The organism is Mesorhizobium sp. M7A.F.Ca.MR.176.00.0.0, assembly GCF_004023165.1.
Lineage (GTDB): Bacteria > Pseudomonadota > Alphaproteobacteria > Rhizobiales > Rhizobiaceae > Mesorhizobium.
Genome location: NZ_RZTC01000058.1, coordinates 1 through 17095, shown reverse-complemented (window position 1 = coordinate 17095; position 17095 = coordinate 1). Strand labels below are relative to the sequence as shown.

The 17095-nt window shown below is 61.0% G+C and carries 16 protein-coding genes; 4 read left to right on the top strand and 12 right to left on the bottom strand.

The genetic code is table 11. The features are described from left to right. Positions 1 to 21 precede the first annotated feature (21 nt). Positions 22 to 1164 (bottom strand): UDP-galactopyranose mutase, encoded by a 1143-nt coding sequence (gene glf / locus EOB59_RS19700; RefSeq protein ID WP_127397212.1) that lies wholly within the window; start codon positions 1162 to 1164, stop codon positions 22 to 24. Between the two features lie 2 nt (positions 1165 to 1166). Beyond that, entirely contained in the window at positions 1167 to 2339 is a 1173-nt protein-coding gene (locus tag EOB59_RS19695) for a glycosyltransferase (RefSeq protein WP_128289053.1), read from the bottom strand. 356 nt (positions 2340 to 2695) lie between these two features. Between EOB59_RS19695 and EOB59_RS19690 the strand changes: the two genes are divergently transcribed. The 4 genes from EOB59_RS19690 (at position 2696) to EOB59_RS19675 (ending at position 5995) form a co-directional block, all read left to right on the top strand. Further along, positions 2696 to 3613, top strand: coding sequence for a hypothetical protein (locus tag EOB59_RS19690; protein ID WP_164873692.1), 918 nt, complete (start codon positions 2696 to 2698; stop codon positions 3611 to 3613). Positions 3614 to 4161: 548 nt separating this feature from the next. Beyond that, positions 4162 to 4770, top strand: a complete 609-nt coding sequence (locus tag EOB59_RS19685; protein WP_127396345.1) for a DUF1206 domain-containing protein — start codon at positions 4162 to 4164, stop codon at positions 4768 to 4770. Next, positions 4767 to 5159, top strand: coding sequence for a phage holin family protein (locus EOB59_RS19680; protein ID WP_127396344.1), 393 nt, complete (start codon positions 4767 to 4769; stop codon positions 5157 to 5159). Before EOB59_RS19685 ends, EOB59_RS19680 begins: the two co-directional genes overlap by 4 nt. Next, entirely contained in the window at positions 5156 to 5995 is an 840-nt protein-coding gene (locus EOB59_RS19675; protein ID WP_128289052.1) for a DUF3618 domain-containing protein, read from the top strand. The genes EOB59_RS19680 and EOB59_RS19675 overlap by 4 nt, the downstream gene beginning before the upstream one ends. 78 nt (positions 5996 to 6073) lie before the next feature. Here the strand turns inward: EOB59_RS19675 and EOB59_RS19670 are convergent, their stop codons facing one another. Genes EOB59_RS19670 through EOB59_RS19625 form a run of 10 tightly spaced genes read right to left on the bottom strand, consistent with a single transcriptional unit; the run spans position 6074 to position 15226 of the window. Next, entirely contained in the window at positions 6074 to 6490 is a 417-nt protein-coding gene (locus tag EOB59_RS19670) for a c-type cytochrome (RefSeq protein ID WP_127318947.1), read from the bottom strand. Continuing rightward, the gene (locus EOB59_RS19665; protein ID WP_127807726.1) at positions 6471 to 7349 is read right to left on the bottom strand and encodes a cytochrome c oxidase assembly protein; all 879 of its coding nucleotides are present in this window, start codon (positions 7347 to 7349) and stop codon (positions 6471 to 6473) included. The genes EOB59_RS19670 and EOB59_RS19665 overlap by 20 nt, the downstream gene beginning before the upstream one ends. Continuing rightward, positions 7346 to 7687, bottom strand: a complete 342-nt coding sequence (locus tag EOB59_RS19660) for a hypothetical protein (RefSeq protein WP_127396341.1) — start codon at positions 7685 to 7687, stop codon at positions 7346 to 7348. The genes EOB59_RS19665 and EOB59_RS19660 overlap by 4 nt, the downstream gene beginning before the upstream one ends. A gap of 1 nt (position 7688) precedes the next feature. After that, a complete protein-coding gene (locus tag EOB59_RS19655) occupies positions 7689 to 8294 on the bottom strand; it encodes a cytochrome c oxidase subunit 3 (protein ID WP_127331648.1) in 606 nt (201 codons plus the stop codon). Next, positions 8291 to 10261: a cytochrome c oxidase subunit I gene (gene ctaD / locus EOB59_RS19650; protein ID WP_128289051.1), complete on the bottom strand. Its 1971-nt coding sequence runs from the start codon at positions 10259 to 10261 to the stop codon at positions 8291 to 8293. The genes EOB59_RS19655 and ctaD overlap by 4 nt, the downstream gene beginning before the upstream one ends. Beyond that, the gene (gene coxB / locus EOB59_RS19645; RefSeq protein WP_128289050.1) at positions 10258 to 11250 is read right to left on the bottom strand and encodes a cytochrome c oxidase subunit II; all 993 of its coding nucleotides are present in this window, start codon (positions 11248 to 11250) and stop codon (positions 10258 to 10260) included. Before coxB ends, ctaD begins: the two co-directional genes overlap by 4 nt. A gap of 14 nt (positions 11251 to 11264) precedes the next feature. Continuing rightward, positions 11265 to 11798: a c-type cytochrome gene (locus EOB59_RS19640; protein ID WP_127268117.1), complete on the bottom strand. Its 534-nt coding sequence runs from the start codon at positions 11796 to 11798 to the stop codon at positions 11265 to 11267. Further along, on the bottom strand, positions 11795 to 12664 hold the full coding sequence (locus EOB59_RS19635; RefSeq protein WP_128289049.1) for a substrate-binding domain-containing protein: 870 nt from the start codon (positions 12662 to 12664) through the stop codon (positions 11795 to 11797). The genes EOB59_RS19640 and EOB59_RS19635 overlap by 4 nt, the downstream gene beginning before the upstream one ends. Then, a complete protein-coding gene (locus EOB59_RS19630; protein WP_128289048.1) occupies positions 12645 to 14525 on the bottom strand; it encodes a methanol/ethanol family PQQ-dependent dehydrogenase in 1881 nt (626 codons plus the stop codon). The genes EOB59_RS19635 and EOB59_RS19630 overlap by 20 nt, the downstream gene beginning before the upstream one ends. After that, positions 14522 to 15226, bottom strand: coding sequence for a heme-binding protein (locus tag EOB59_RS19625; protein WP_127811240.1), 705 nt, complete (start codon positions 15224 to 15226; stop codon positions 14522 to 14524). Before EOB59_RS19625 ends, EOB59_RS19630 begins: the two co-directional genes overlap by 4 nt. Between the last annotated feature and the right edge of the window lie 1869 nt (positions 15227 to 17095).

Here is a 17095-nt window from a genome sequence, read left to right as displayed (position 1 = left end):
TCCCGGGTCCAGGTGGGGGAGCTACAGCGCCCCTTCGGCCAACGACGCATTCCCCACGCCCGCCCATTCCGGGACGCTCTTTTGAATGCGTGCGAAGGTTGCCAGGGCCTGCCCGACCACCTGATCCATGTTGTAGTAGCGGTAGGTTGCCAGGCGGCCGACAAACCACACGTCGGGACAGGTTGCGGCGAGCGCTTCGTAGCGCTTGTAGAGCTCTTCGTTTTCGGCCCGCGGCACCGGATAGTACGGGTCCCCGATATCGGTGGGATATTCGTATGTCAGGCTGGTCCGCACGCTCCGTTGGCCGGTCAAATGTTTGTATTCGGTGATGCGGGTGTAATCTTCCGTCTGGGGGTAGTTGACGACGGCAACCGGCTGAAACTGCTCTTGGTCGAGGGTGACGTGCTCGAAACGGAGCGAACGATAAGGAAGACACCCTAGCTGCCAGCCGAAATATTCGTCGATCGGGCCGGTATAGATCAGGCGGTTGAATGGTATCTTGTCACGAATTTCGCGGAAGTCGGTCTGCAGCATGACCTTGATGTTCGGGTGATCGAGCATGCGCTCGAACATCCTCGTGTATCCGCCGGCAGGCATCTTCTGGAAGCTGTCGCTGAAATAGCGGTCATCGCGGTTGGTCCTGGTCGGCACTCGTGCCGTCACTGATTTGCTCAGCTGGTTCGGATCGACGCCCCATTGCTTCCTTGTATAGCCACGGAAGAACTTCTCGTAGAGCTCGCGTCCCACGGTGCTGACGACAACATCCTCGGCCGTTCGCACGTCCTCTACCGTCTCGCGCCGCGATGCGAAGAACTCCTCCAACTGTGCGGAATTCAACTCAAGGCCATAAAGGCGGTTTATCGTGTCGAGATTGATCGGGATGGGAAGCAGTTTCCCGTCGACCGCCGCCAGAACCCTGTGCTCGTATGTGCGCCATTGGGTGAACTGCGAGAGGTAGTCCACGATCGACTGGCTGTTGGTGTGAAAAATATGAGGCCCGTAACGATGGATGAGGATGCCGGCTTCATTGTAGCAATCGTAGGCGTTGCCGCCGACATGGCTGCGGCGGTCGACCAGGAGAACGCTTTCATGACGCTGGGAGGCTATCCTTTCAGCAAGAACGCTGCCGGCAAACCCCGCGCCCACGATCAGCCAATCGAACATGGCTATGCGCTCCTGCGGAGCGGGACGACCTTCTTGCGTCGGTAGGCGCCCTCAATGTGAGCGGCCATGGCCTTCCATGTTCTTTCCCACGACATGTCAGCCAGATAGGCATCGACTTGCGGCAGCAGCATCTCGCGCGGTCGCAAAAGCAGGGAGCGCAGCTTGCTGTCCAAGTCGTCACCGTCGGCGATCTCCACCAGCCCAGCAGCGCCGTAGCTGCGCACAACGTCGACGATTGCCGTCGAGATCACCGGCAGGCCCGCCGCCAGAAACTCTGGCGTCTTGGTTGGGCTGATGAACCGGGTCGCTTCGTTGAGCGCAAACGGCATCCACCCGGCATCCCAATGGCGCAGATAATCGGGCAGGTCGCAGTAGGCCTTCGCGCCCAACCAATGAAGGTTGTCGGCCTTCGGCAGGATTGCAGGATCGATTTTGACAACGGGGCCGATCATGACGAAATGCACGTCCGGCATGGTCCGCGCCGCTAGCGCCACGAGGTCGACGTCCAGCCGCTCGTCGATGACGCCGAAATACCCCACCCTCGGGTGAGGAATGCCGGCCTGATCGATGGGGTCCTTTCCTGGCAGCCTTGCCTTGTGAAAGTGTTTCACATCGATGCTGCTCGGAAAGGGGTAAATGGCCTGATGCAGGCGGCGCTTGGTCTCGAACAGGCTCAGGCCACCGGTGAAAACGAGATCGGCGCGGCGCAGAAGTTCCTTTTCCATCTGCGCCAGTTCGGGCGGTGCATTCTTGAAGGCGGAGAGTTCGTCCATGCAGTCGTAGACGCATATGTCTGGGTCAAGGAACTCCGTGAAGCGAAGAGCCATCGGCGTGTAGTACCAGGCGATCAGCCGGCTGTGCCGCATAGAAGCTATGATCTGTTGAACAAATCTCCGCTGGACGGCATCTGATTTCGCGGCCGCCGCGCCGAGCGGAAGCACTGGTGTCACAATTAGAATGTTTGGCGATGCCTCGCTCGTCCGCATCAGCGGCTGTGGCAGTTCTTCAAAAACAGGCTCTTCAAAGTAGATCACTCTCTGCTGCATGGATGCAAGAGTGAGAATATGCTGCGGGCGTTGATGGACGAAATTCCAACGCAAGTGGGAGAAGCAAACCAGTAGATTTTCCCTGCCAGCGTGTTTACTGGCGGATACCCTGCCCAAGGCTGCTTCCATTGAGATGTTCCTTCTCGTAATCTTTGGTTTATGTTACGACTAACATTTGTTAATAGCGGGTCGAGGAGAAATAGACTTCGATGCCAGCTCCTAACTTTCCCGCGCGTGAGTTGTTCCAAGGTGAAGTGAAGTGCTCTCAGTCACCGCTCGGATGACGAATGCGACGACATTTCCGCGGAGCTGAGAACGGCCACCACGCGTCGCCGGGCTTTGAAAGCGTGAGCGACGGGGGAATGTCGGTGGAGAACTGACCTGCCGTATTTGCGTTTAAGTCGCTGGTTATAAAATGTGCAGGACATCAAGTTGATTCGCCCGCATCACTGGCGAGTCCGTGCCAGGCGAATTCCGGGGCTGATATGAAGATCGACTTTTCAACCAATGTTTTTCCGCTGTTTCATCCGCAAAGCGTGGATGATCTCAAAGACCCTTGCCCCGTCTTTGATGGCAGCCTGTGGCACGTCTTCGGCTCGAGCGGCACGGTGACCAGCGAGACGTGGAGGATCCTGCATGCCACGGCGCCGGAACTTTATGGGCCGTGGACCGAGCATCAGTCGATCGAGCTTCCTATCAATGGGAGTGGTGTTGCGGCTCCGGGGGTCATTCACGAAAGTGGCGTCTTTCACATGTTCATCCAGACCGAGTTCATGAAGTCTGGTGGCCGCTGCGAGCATGCGGTTTCCAATGACGGGTTCCATTGGGTGGTTCTTAGCCCGGCAATCCTCGCCATCCCGGACACGGAGGAAGATGGCATTTACGATCCGCATCCCGCAGTTATTGGCGGCAGGCGCTACCTCGTCTATTCCGCCATGCCAAAATTCACCAGGGTGCCACAGCCCGACATCTATCTCGCGCGTAGCCAATCCGATTCATGGTTCGGTCCCTGGAAGCGGATCGGCAAGATCCTCGACCATAATGAAGTTCCTCACCACAACACGAGAGAGGATCCCGACTACGAATGGGGGATAGAGGGCGCACAACTGGTCGAATTGCCGGATGGCCGCGTGCTTCTCAATGCCACTTGCTTTCTCCCGAATGGCCTTCGGGGAAACCGGCAACGCGTGTTTTTTGCCATCGCCGATGATGTTGCTGGACCTTATGTGTCGATGGGACCGGTGCTGGAACCAGGCCAGCCGGGAGAGAACGGCCACTCGACCGTGATGATCGAAGGGGGCCAACTTTCGCTGTTTTACCAAAGCCGGGTCGCCACGACCGATCATCGGTGGCGCTACGGCTTGGCCAGATGCGACGTCGCCCTGTTTTCCAAGGTTGCATGAATTAGGTGTTGCTCGGACGGAACAATCCGTCGGAGCGCGTGCACACGACACCATGCAGCAGTCGCGGCGTTCGAAGACATGGGCGAACTGAATATCTCTGCTCCTTCCCGCAGGAGAATGAAGCATCAGCACGTATTCTATGCCTTCATCCTCGCTTCGTTGAAGGCGTCCAACAGCGCAGGGACGTGCCGGGCGTCCAGAGCGAGCAGATGATCGACAGGCGGACAGCCGAATAGACAAAGGTCAGCCAAAGCCGAGGCAACCGGCGGCCTTCCGCTCGACCCGTGCGCAGTCGGGAGCACAAGGTTTGTACTCGAGCCACTGAAGCTCCGCACGAGGGGCAGCTCAGCTCATTCGTGATTGTTGCGTCCCGGACGAGCTCTCCGTTTCAGCCTGATCATAAATGCTTTCACCTAGTGGAACATCGGAGGTTCCACGAAGTTGGGAAGCCACGGAGGACGTGCACATGAACAGTGTCATCTATCTTATCGGCCTTATCGTTGTCGTGCTCGCGGTCCTCTCCTTCCTCGGTCTTCACTAGGTGGCCCATGCAGCATGAGAACGATCAGGGCGGACAGCCCACCGATTTCGACAAGGCGAAAAGCGACGTTTCCGACAGGCTTCGCCAGGAACAAGAACGTGCCAGCGAGTTGCTTCACGACGCGCGTGACACGGTGACCCGTAAGGCTGGCGATTATGCATCTGAAGCCAAGGAGGTCATTTCCGACAAGGCGGAGGAAGCTCAGCGCGACATCGGATCGAGTCTGGCGGCGCTGGGCGGCGCACTGCGCGCGGCCAGTGACCATCTGGCCAACAACGATGAAAGGAACGCATCGAAGTTCGCATTGGATGCCGCCGGTGGCTTGGAGCGGCTTTCATCGTCATTGAAACAGAAACCGTTCGGCCAGGTCCTTGAGGACGTGCAGTCCTTTGGCCGGCAAAATCCCGGTGTCTTGCTTGCCGGGTCGGTATTGGCCGGATTGGCTCTCGGGCGATTCATCAAGGCTTCTCCGCCGACAAGGCCCGAATTTCAGGATGATCCTGGAGACTTCAGATCACACACCGATCAGGCACAGGGTTGGTCCGTTGATCGTTCGCAGGATTCGGGCCTCGTCGGCGATGATGGGGCCACGCAGAACGCGGAGCAGGACAGATGAACACCCAGGACAATCCCAGCCTTACCGGACTGATCACCGACTTGGCCCAGAATGTCACCACACTGGTGCAAACCGAAGCCAGGCTGTTTCGGGCCGAGCTATCTGAAAAGCTCACCAAAGCCGGAGCAGGTGCCGCTGAAGTGCTCGGCGGCGCGATCTGCCTGCTCGCGGCATTATTGGTGTTGCTGCAGGCACTCGTTATCGCACTGACGCGGGCAGGGCTCGGCGCGGGGTGGTCTTCCCTGCTGGTCGGTGTGGTCGTGGCGATCCTCGGCGTCATCCTGCTGCGGACCGGGATGGCCAGCATGGCGCCTTCGGAACTTACCCCCGACCGGACCCAGGAACAGCTCAAGCGCGACGCGAGCGTGATCAAGGAACAAGTGAGATGACTGAGAAATCCGCAGCCGAACTTGAACGCGAGGCCGAGGCAGCCCGCGCCCGGGTGATGGAGACCGCCGAATCCATTCGAGGCAAGATGACGCCCGGACAATTGCTTGATGAGTTCACCGGGCTGTTCTCGGGAGGGGAGAGCTCGGCCATGCTCAGCAATCTCAGAACGCAGGTCCGAGACAATCCTTTGCCGGTCACCATGGTCGGCGCGGGTCTTGCTTGGCTGATGTTCGGCAGCGGTACCTCAAACACGGCCCACGGTTCGGCTGGCTACCCATTGCCTTCAGCGCCGGGAAGACATGATGAAGGGGAGCGCGGCGGCTTCGGCGGCACGCTCTCCGATGCCGCCTCATCGCTGTCGTCGGCTGCTACCAGCGTCAGCGGTACCGTTTCGAGCGCGGTAAGCAACGCCGCCGAGGGTTTGACGGGCAGCACGGCCACTGCAAGATCGGTGACCGGCGACATGGCGGCGAAAACCGCCCGCTCTGCCCAAGAACTGTTTGAGAACCAACCTTTGGCCGTAGCGGCCGCCGGTCTCGCCATCGGCGCCGCCATAGGTGCAATGCTGCCCCATACCGCAACGGAGGATGAGCAACTAGGCGCCTATGGCGACAAGCTTCGCAACACCGCCGGAACCATGCTCGACAGGGGTCTGGATGAAGCCAAGCAGGTCGCCGCCGACGCCTATGAGACCATCAAGCAGGAAGCTGGCCGGCAACATATGGAAGCAGGCACGATGGCCGATCAACTCGGCGAGGTCGTGAAGTCCACAGCAGACAAGACCGAGCATGCAGTGCGCGACCGGATTTCCGATTCGTCTCAGCGTCAAACCTAGCTTGAATGATCCTGGATCAACGATAGTCGGTCTCTTCAGAAGGGCCGGCGTTGTTGTTCAGACGATGGACCGCTAAAATCATTTTAGAGCGTAGAGGTAGGCCGCGATATCGCGCGCCTGCTGCTCCGTGATCCGTGTCGATGGCATGGCCGTGTGCGGATCGACTTCCCTGGCCGATCGTATCCAGCGGATCAGGTTCTCTGGATTGTTGGCCAGCCCGCCACCGATAAAGATGCGGCCAGCAAGACTGGCATCCAGGCGAGGACCGACCTGCCCTTGAGCGCCCGGCACGCCCGTAATCGTATGGCAGCCGGAACAGCCATTCGCAGTCATGATCGGCAAGGCCCTCGCAGTGTCACCGCCCGTGGCCGCCTCCGCCTCGTGGCGGACGCGCGCGGCCCGATCGGACCACCAGGTCATTCCGGCCACGGCCGCGACGAGCAGCACCAGCGCGGCGATGACGGCGGCAAGCAGTTTAGACAAGCTCGTACGCATGCGCCGCCTCCCTCCTTCCGCTCGCCTTGATCCACAACGCGACCAGCAGCAGCGCTGCGCCGCCATATATCAATCCAGCCGGAACCCACATCACCAGTCCGGCAAGTTGCTGGTCCTCCAGGGGGCTCAAATTCCACAGTGCCGCTCCCACGGCGTTCTCCGGGTACCAGAGGCGTGGCGAGAGCAACAGGAGAACGCCGAGCAGCCCGGTATGCAGCGAGGTGACAAAGAGGTGCATCACTGCGCTCCCATAAGCATGCTGGCGGCCGGGACGCGGCAAGAGGACCCACCAGAACAGCAGCCCTGTTCCGAAGAAGCTCGCGTGCTGTGCATAGTGCAGTACGCCGCGTTCGAGCGCGGCCTCGAACAACACCGGAATGTGCCAAATCCATATAGCAATGCCGTGGATAATGGTCGCGCTGATCGGCCGCGTTGCGAAGGCCCAGACCACCCTCAGCCAATTGACGTGTCCGGCAATTCCCAGGATGCGCCGGAACCGGATGGGTAGGCCCCACATCAAGGCCGCAGCCGGGCAGGCAGAGACCAACAGCGGCGCCGCCACGGCCATCAGCAGTTCATGCTCGATCATATGCGCCGCAAAGACCTGCTCGCCGAGCACATGAATCGGGCTGACCAATGCGGCTGTCAACACGCTCCATCCGGCCGTGAACAGCAGAGCCTGGCGCATCCGCAACGTCCTGCCGCGGCTGCTGCGCCGCCAAAGCCGGCCAGCACCAACGACATATATCAGGGCAACCACGGCGAGTGGCAGGGTGATGGGCAGCGCGAGCGTCCACCCGGCCCCGGGCGCGCCGGCGCCGTAGCAGATGGAAGTAGGGAACAGCGCGTCCAGGTTCATCGCAGGCACTCATCCAGGATCAGCGCCGCGCTGCCTTGCATGAGGATCACAAGCGCAAACAGCAACGCCGACAACATCCCGAGATTGGCGACGAAGCGCTCTGTGCGGCGCGTACGCTCCGGCTTGAATGCGGCACCGCCTCGCCGCTTCGCCCGCCACGACAGCGCCCCGCCGAGCAGCGACAACAAGACGAGCAGCAGCGCCACGGGAAGCACGACCGGCACCTGGCGGTTGCATTGCCAAGGCACCAGCGCATAATTCAGCTGTGTCGAGACCGCCCAGGCCAGCGGACCTGACAGAAGACCACCCCAAGACGTTCCCAACCGCAGCGCTCGCATCTCAGCCTAGCCTCGGCGCCCAATAGATGAGCACGTAGATCGGGATCCAGGTCAGGACCACGAAATCCCAGTAGAAGACATTGTCGCCGACATCGCCGAAGCGCCGGCCGCTATAGCCGTGGCGCGTGAACATCAGCACTGTCAGCACGATGGTGTCGCCGACATCGGTTATGAGGTGCGTGGTGTGCAGGCCAAGCAGCACCCAGAGCATCGATCCGTAGGCGTTGGTGTCCCAATAGATGTTGAGGGCGGGGAATTCGAACCAGCGCACGACGAGCGGAGCGATGCCGAGCAGCGACATGACCACCAGGCCGATCCGCACCGGAACCATGGAGCATTGCTTGGCGTGGCGGTGGAGGACGTGGTTGGGCACAAGGCTGACGACAAACAAAATCGTCACGATCGTTCCGGGCCAATGGTTCGGCTGCGGTGCGCTAAGCCGCCATGCTGGCCACGACAGCGCAAGGTAGAGATATGCGCCCGCTGCCAGCGCAAAACCCGTACCTTCCAACGCCATGAAGCCGAGCGTGCCCCACCAGGTGGGGCTGCGCGGACCGTGCCCGAAGGTCGGCAGGCCAGAAAGATCGGCGGCGGCGCGCTGCTTCATTCCTGGTCCTCCGGATGGCCCTTCGGCCAGAACCAACCGATCAACGTGATGGCGATCGGCGCGGCGCCCCAGACGATCGCCCAGGGCGTGAAGATCGAATAGAGAAACGTGCCGCCTACGGCGAGCGCCGCAAAAAGCGGCCAGATCGACGGTGTGGCCGATTTCTCGCGAATATCGGGATAAGCTTCGGCCACGGTAGAGATGAGGAGTTCGCGCGCATCGACGCGGAGCCCGGTCGCTACAAGTAGCGCCTCGCGCTCGGCCCAGAGCGGCTCGATATGGGTAACCATGGGAATGCGTGCGAAATTATAGCTCGGCGGTGGCGAGGACGTTGCCCACTCCAAGGTTCCTGCGTCCCACGGATTGTTGCCGGCCGAGGTGCCTTTCAACGCGCCATGCACCAGATTGAAAGTGAACAGGACAAAGCTCAGGAAGAAGAGCAGCGCCCCGGCAGAGATGAAAAGGTTGATGTTGCCCCAGCCAAGCTCGGCCGGATAGGTGTAGACCCGTCGTGGCATGCCCCATAGGCCGACGAGATGCATCGGGAAAAAGGCCGCATTGAACCCGATGAAGGCCAGCCAGAAATGCCACCGCCCAAGGCGTTCGCTCATCATGCGGCCGGTGATCTTCGGGAACCAGAAATAAGCCGCGCCAAGCAGCGGGAACACCGAGCCGCCGATCAGCACGTAATGGAAATGCGCGACGACGAAATAGGTGTCGTGCACCTGAAGATCCAATGGCACCGAGGCGAGCATGACGCCGGTTAGCCCGCCGATGACGAAGATGAAGAAGAAGCCGAAGACGAACAGCAATGGCGTCCGGATCACCGGCCGGCCGTCCCAAAGTGTTGCAAGCCAGCAGAAGATCTGCACGCCGTTTGGAATGGCGATCAGCATGCTGGATGCGGTGAAGAAACTGGCGCCGAGCTTAGGCAATCCCGTGGCGAACATGTGGTGAACCCAGAGCCCGAACGACAGGAAGCCGACTGCGATCAGCGACAGGACCAGCCCGAGATGACCGAATGTCGGTCGCCTGGCGAAAACAGGAATGATCGAGGACACCATGCCCGTCGCCGGCAGGAAGATGATGTAAACTTCCGGATGGCCGAAGAACCAGAAGAGATGTTGGAACAGCAGAGCATCCCCACCTTCCGCCGGGTTGAAGATGTGCGTGCCGACCAGGCGGTCAAGGATCAGGAAAGTCGAGGTGATCATCACCGCCGGCATCGCGAAGATGACGACGAAAGAAGTGACCAGCATCGCCCAGACATAGAGCGGGATCTTGTCCAGCGACATGCCGGGGGCCCGCTGCTTGAACACCGTGACGATGGTCGCAACCGCGACGGCCAGTGACGACACTTCGGTATAGGTGATCATCTGCGCCCAGACATCGGCGCGCTTGCCCGGTGCGAATTCGGGGCCGGACAGCGGCACGTAAGCGAACCAGCCCACATCAGGAGCCATGTTGAGGGCAAAGGACACCCAGGCGAAAGCGCCGCCCGAGACGTAGATCCAATAGCTGAACGCGTTCAGGCGCGGAAACGCGATGTTGCGGGTGCCCACCATCAGCGGCACCAGGTAGATCCCGGTCGCCTGCACGATGGGCACGGCGAACAGAAACATCATCGTAACGCCATGCATGGTGAACAGCTGGTTGTAGAGGTCGGGCCCGATCAGGCCGCGTTGCGGTCCCGAAAGCTGGATACGCATGGCGACAGCGTTGAGACCGCCAAGACCAAGGAAGACGAAAGCGGTGATCAAATAGCGTCGTGCGATCACCTTGTGGTCGACGCTCGAGAGCGCTCCGACGATGCCGGACGGCGTCCGCCAGGTGCGCTCGAGCCAGCGATGCAGGCTGGCATCATCCATGCCCGTATCGCGGGGGCCGTCACGTTCGGGAGCAAGGTCGCCTTTGGCGGGGTCTGGTTCCGGGATGTGGCGGTCGCCTGTGACATCGGCGCTGCTCATTTCAGACCCTCGAGATAAGCGACGATTGCGTTGAGCTCGTCGCCGTTGAGATCTACCACTGGCATGTGGGAACCCGGCTTGATGCCTTGCGGGTCGGCTATCCAGGCGGCGAGATTGCCGCGGCTCATCGTCAGCGTTCCGGCCGCCAATGTTTTCCGGCTGGCGATGTGGGTGAGGTCGGGAGCCACCGTTCCGCCGGCCGGCGTTCCCCCGATCCTGTGGCACATCACGCAGGGGCGTTTGAGGAACAGGTCTGCGCCGGCCTTGGCTTCGCCGCTCGCCGGCGCGCCGGCCGGCTGCAACTGGTCGTTCAGCCACGCATCGAATTTCGGGCGCGGCTCGGCGATGATGAAGGTGCCCATATTGGCGTGCTGCGCACCGCAGAATTCAGCGCATTGACCACGGTAGACGCCCGGCTTGTCCGCCTTGATGTCCAGCACGTTCATGTGGCCGGGGATAAGATCGAGTTTGCCGGCCAAGCTTGGGATCCAGAAGGAATGGATCACATCGGTCGAGGTCAATAGCAGCCGCACCGGCTCGCCGGCAGGGATATGAATCTCGTTTGCCGTCGTCAGGATGCGGCTCGGCGTAGCATCCTCGTAGCGCAACTCCCACCACCACTGGTGCCCGGTCACCCTGATTGTCAGCACAGCCTCCGAGCCGATCGCAGCCAGCGTCCTGTTGGCGAAAAAGCTTAGCAGCGTCAGTCCGATCAGGATGATGGCGGTCAGTCCGACGGCGGACGCGACCACGCGCATCTTGCGGCGTTCGGCCGCTTCGTCGAGTAAGAGGGGTTCATCGCCGGGACGCGATCGCATAACCAGCGGTGCTGCGAGCGCGATCATCACCAGCACCCACACAACCGCGCAAAGCGCGGTGAAGAACCAGATCAGCCAAGCCAACTCGCCGGCTGCGGGGCCTTTCGGATCCAGCGCCGACTGCCAGCCTGCGCATCCCTGCAGAAGCAGGACACAGAGAGCGAAGGTCATCGAAGCCGGGCGCCTCACGGTGATTTGCCCAGTGTCGCGGCATCCGGCAGGCGGTTTTCCGAGGGATGCACCATCATGCCGTCATTGCGTTGCGGCGCGGCGGAGGAGGGCGCGTTGCCGCCCAGTGCACGCACATATGCCGCCAGCTCCCATATCTGGTCGTCGGGTATCTTCTGGCCGAAGCTCGGCATCCCGTTCGGCCTGCCGTCGCGGATCGTGGCGTGGATGCTTTCGATCGAGCTGCCGTAGAGCCACTTCTCGTCCATCAGCGCCGGGCCCATGCCGCCACCGCCATTGGCATGGCAGCCCGAGCAGTTGAACCAGCCGAACAGGCGTTTGCCCTCGCTCATGTGGAAGGCGTTGGCCTCGAAGCTCGCCGCCTTGTTATCGGTGGGGGAGGGTCGCTGTCCGCCCGGCTCCAACGTGGTCACGGGCGTCGGCTGCTCACCTGAGCCGAGCGCCGATTGCGGTCGCGTGTCGCGCTCCTCGCGCTGGCAGGCGACCAGGGCCAGCGTCAAGGGCAGTAACATCGCCAGAGCCTGCCTCATCGCGCCGGACTCCCGGCCATGTCCAGACGCGGTACGCCGTATTGCGCCAGAACCGCGTCGATCTCGGCCTTGTGTCTGGCAAGCGCGCTATTCACATCGCCACGCAGCGCATCGTCCTCGCGCCGAACACCCATCGAGATGTCGTACATTAGCGGCAGTTGCGGTCCGTCGATGCGAGGCGTGACCGGCGTGATCCGGAGCGACACCTTTTGCCTCTTGGCGAAATAGCCGGCGAGCGGACCCCAAACCACGGCAAGATCGATCTCGCCGTTCGCAACAGCTTCGACGATGCGCGCCGGAGGGTTGGGAGCGGAGTAGTCGCCATAGACGGGGTAGCCGATCAGGTGCCCGACGATGCCGCGGCGGCCGAGCGCCTGGACAGGCGGCGAGTTGGCGCCGTCGTCGCCGATGAGCTGAACACCGATACGCAATTCTGGCAACCGCGGGTCGTTGAAGGAGGCCACGTCCGGGCCGTCCTGGCGGGTCACGAAGACATAGGACGAACGGTAGTAAGGCGTCGTCGTGCGCAGCATTTCGAGATTGGCAGGCGTGCCGGGCACGAGATCGCAAAGGCCTGCCTTCAGCGTGTTGCGGATGAAGCCACGGCGCTGCGCCCACCAAGTATACGTCAGCTTGGCGCCGAGATCAGTGGCGATAATTTCCGCGATCCTGTTCTCGAAGCCTTGACCGGCCGCGTTGGAAAACGGCATGTTGTTCGGGTCGGCGCACACTCTCAACTCACGTGGACTGGCAATAGCCGGCAAGAGCAACAAGGCGAGCCCGGCCATGCCGATCGCCACCCGTTGGAACGCCTTTCGCGCCGGACGTACGGTCAAGTCCAATCCATCAAGGCAGCCGGAACACATAAAGCGTGCCTCCCACCGTGGTAGCGTTCTTTAGATCCTTCATCGCGTTGACGAAGCCAAGTGCCGCGGTGGCATCGCGTGGGTCGAGGTCGCCGGAAACGATGGCACCGGCCCAGCCACCGACGCCTGACAGAATTGCGACATATTGGTGCCCATCGGGGCCGCGATAGGTTATCGGCTGGCCGATGATGCCGGACGATGTCTTGAATTGCCAAAGGAGATCGCCAGTCCTGGCGCTGACCGCCTTGAACCAGCCTTCCATGGTGCCGTAAAAGACGACATCGCCGGCAGTGACGACGGTGCCGCTCCACACCGGAAAGTTCTCCTTCAGGACCCAGGCCGGCTTGGCGGCGGCAACATCCCAGGCGGTGAAGGCACCACGATTGCCGCCCGGCCCGGGGATCATGCGTACGTTCATGCCGACATAGGGCGTGCCTGCGATGTAGTTTACCTCAACGCCTTCTTCATCCATGCAGAGATTGTTGTGGGGGATGTAGAGCAGGCCGGTCCTCGGCGAAAAGGCCGATGGCTGCCAGTCCTTGAGGCCGGACGCTGTCGGGCAAATGTCTCGCACCACCTTGCCGGTGCCGGTTCTCTTGTCGGGGTTTGCAATCAGGCGGCCGGTCTTCAGGTCGACGCCCTTGCTGGAATTGACCGGGCCATAGGCTGTGGCCGACAGCACCTCGCCAGTGGTCCGATCGAGGATATAGAGGTAGCCGTTGCGTTCCGGTCGGACGAGGACCTTGCGCGGCTTGCCTTGCCAGGTCATGTCCAGAAGGATCTGCTCGTTGATCCCGTCATAGTCATGGAGGTCATGCGGGCTCCACTGATAGAACCACTTCGCCGCTCCGGTATCGGGATCACGCGCGAAAATACCGGACGTCCATTTGTTGTCGCCGGGCCGCAAATCCGGATTCCACGGTCCTGGATTGCCTGTGCCGTGGAAGATCAAGTTCAAGTCCGGATCGTAGGAGATCCAGCCCCACATATTGCCGCCGCCGATCTTCCAGGCTTCGGGCGGCCATGTCGTCACGCCAAGGTCTGTGCCCTTGTCCATGTCATAGTGGGGCTTGAAGTCCGGGCCGATCAGCACATCCTTGTCGGGTCCAGTGCCATAAGCCGTCCAGACAACATGCCCGTCTCCGGCATCCAGCGCCTTGACCCAGCCGCGGACGCCCATTTCGCCGCCGGAATTGCCGACCAAAACTTTGCCCTTCACCACCAGCGGAGCCATGGTGATGGTCTCGCCGATGTTGATGTTGCCGATATGAGCGTTCCAGATCGGTTTGCCTGTGTTGGCGTCGAGGGCGATCGTGTGGCCGTCCAGCGTGTTGAAGAAGATGCGCCCGTCGGCGAAGGCCGCGCCGCGGTTGACGACATCGCAGCAGGCCACCCCTTGTGCCGCCGGCTCGGGGTTGGGCTCGTACTTCCACTTCATCGGCGCGCCGGGCCTGGAAAGGTCGAGCGCGTAGACGATGTTGGGAAAGGGCGTGACGATATACATGGTGTTGCCGACAACCAGCGGCGCTGCTTCCTGGCCCTTGTTCACGCCGGTGGAGAAGGTGAAGGCGACCTGCAGGTTCTTGACGTTGCCTTCGTTGATCTCGGTCAGGTCGCTGAAGCGGGTCGACGCGTAGTTCTTGGCCGGCATTGTCCATTGCCCGTCATCGGGTGGCGCGGCGGCGGCGGGCGGCGCAATAGCCGCCGCCGATGGCGGCTCCGAGGCACCGCTCAGGAATGGGCCGCATGCCAGCAGCATCACCGAGACTATGCAAGTGCGAAAAGAATTCTCGGTCGCCGATGCGCGGGCGCCTCGTCCTTCGTTAACGCGCGCCTGTGCCGGGTGCAGCATGCCTTTCATTTGTGGATCGAGCCTCCCACGCCGGCGCCGAGCTCCGCCGCGATGTCAGCCTCGGTGCCGGCACAAAGCGGATGGCCCCAGCCCGAGGCGCTTTTGCCGCCGGGATCCAGATCGTAGACGATGGCGTCCTTGCGATTGGGATTGACTCCGGCGGGAACCTTGTCGAGGCCGAGCGCCGCGCGAACACGCCAGGCGACATTGTGATCGGCGCATGAGGAATCTCCGGAGACCCCGATGCCTCCGACGATGCTCTTTCCGTCATAGAGGGCAAGCCCGCCGCCAAACACAACGACGCCTCCAATCGGCTTGCCGACGAGCGGATCGCTGGCGCTTCCGAACGTTTTGGGATCGCCCGCATAGGCTGCGGCCTGGTTGACCGGATTGGTCTCCTGCAAGCCGAAAAGCGGCCCGCCAGGTTGCGCCCCCGCGTAGAGATTGGCCGTCGATAGGGCCATTTGCGCCAAGCTGAGCCCATTGGCCGTATTGGCCTTCTCTGCCGCGACGAGGCGACTGCCTGGCCATTGGGAATCGGCGGTCGGACCGCTGAAAGCGATCGCGCACACGGCGCCGTCGCGGGCAACGACAGCCGCCCATTCGTTGGTCTCAAAGCCTCCGTTGGCAGGTCCGCCGCTCGCTTTCACATTGGCCTTGAGGACAGCGAGCAGCTTATCGTGGTGGGCCGGGCAGGGCGCCTGTGCCATGGCTTGGCCCTGTGGGGACAGGCCACCCGCCAACACCAAGCCAAAGGCAGATAAGAAAAGCTGACAGCGGTACATTGTCCTGCCCATTGGTTCGAGCATCAAAGAATCATGGAGCACTCTGTCAGACTGGAGAATGCGAGAAAGAATCCGTGATCCAATGCCGTCGATGTCTAACTTGGGCGATGCAGGTATGTTCCTGCTTTTGGAAAAAATGCACAGTTCCCGTCCGGTGAATGGCAAGGTTGCCGTCTGTCCCGCCGGCTCATCGCATCTAGTAAGCACTTGGCATTATCGGAGAAGCGGAGCGGTTGCGGGACCATACGGACGATCCACCCGGACTCGCGACAACGTTCATTTTGCGATGAAAAATGCCTTAGTTGAGAAGGCGACGGTACTTTTTGAGGCGACTTGGGCACGCTGGTGGACGCCATAAAATTCGAAAATTGCCCGGATGGTCCCGATAGTTGGTGGAACCTCGAAATATTTTTTTTGGCGATTTTCCCTTTAAAATCAAAAGCGTAAATTTTTGACGGTTCTAGTGTCGGAATTTTAGCAGTTCTGGAAAATATTTGACAGCGATTTCAACGGGTTATACGCTGTTCGAACAATCGAGTGGGAGTGAGGGAAGCTACGGCGATAAAGTCATTCGGCGGACTAGCCGGTGACGCACGCAATAGACCCCATCCCCGCTCCGCGAACTGCGCCCGCGAGCGCGACCTTATACGCCTCATCGAAGTTGGAGTGCCCGAGCAGCGGCAGCCTTATCGGCCGCGTGAAGACCTTCAAGCGCGAGGACAAACTACGCCATGCGACCTTGCGAGCGATCCGAGAGGCGAGGCCACGAGCCCTCGACGCGACGACGCATCCACTCAACACTGCACATCTCGGAGGCGACCGAGGCGAGGGTGGCCGGCGCCTGTGGCGGGTTTGTTGGGACGTTAGGCGCCGGCCGGGCGGGCGGAGGTGGGCCGCCGCAAGCTCAAGCTAATATATCCCCGACTCTCATGCCTATGGTGCTATCGCGGAATGGCCTGACGGGCAGTCTAGGCCAACAGGATTAATTGCTGCGCTTTCATTCTGCCAGTAGCTTGCAGGCCTGGTCATTTAGCCCCAGATGAGGTCGGCACGCTCACCGTTACCGGTGCGTGGTAACTTGATCGTGCCGACCTCACCTTTGACACATGGAACCGATGCCCCTGTGGCAACCGAGCGAAGCTCTGGCCAACGCGATCATTGAGACCGTCGAGCGTCTGACGAAGGAAGCCCGCCGCTGAAGGACACGGACAGCGACGGGCCTTGCACCAGAGCTTGGACTTGAGGAGGGGACATCTCAACCAAGCACATTTCCAACTTCAATTGCGGATGCTTGTTCCAGCCCTACGAGAAAGATTTAGCGCTAGCCGACGTCTGACGAAGTAGGCCCGTCACTGGACTTCAGGGAAATCAGTGACGGGCCTCTGCTAGGGTGTTTCCACGAGTTATCCTTGCACTTGGATGAGACTGCAAGGAGCCTGTTCCGCATTCTCCGTGGGCAGTTGCTTGCCTTCTCAGGGCGCGCCAGAGCTGAGTTCCAGATACGGACGGCAAAAGTCAAGCCGCTCGGGAAAGACACAGCTTGGCACATGGCCGCGCGGGCGGCGGAATGCGATGCCGAGGCGAGAGTCATCGAAGGGATCATCCATCGCCAAAGATCATGACGAACAGCATCGTTAAGTCGGCAGAGATAGAGGCCGCTTAAGGCAGCGCAGTTTCCGGCCTATCCTTGCATGCGTTAGCGTCTCGAAACACACGCCGGCGCCTCCAAAGAAATTTGTACGATTTTTACCAAGCGCCTCCTTGTACGCAAATGATAATGACCGTTGCTGGCTT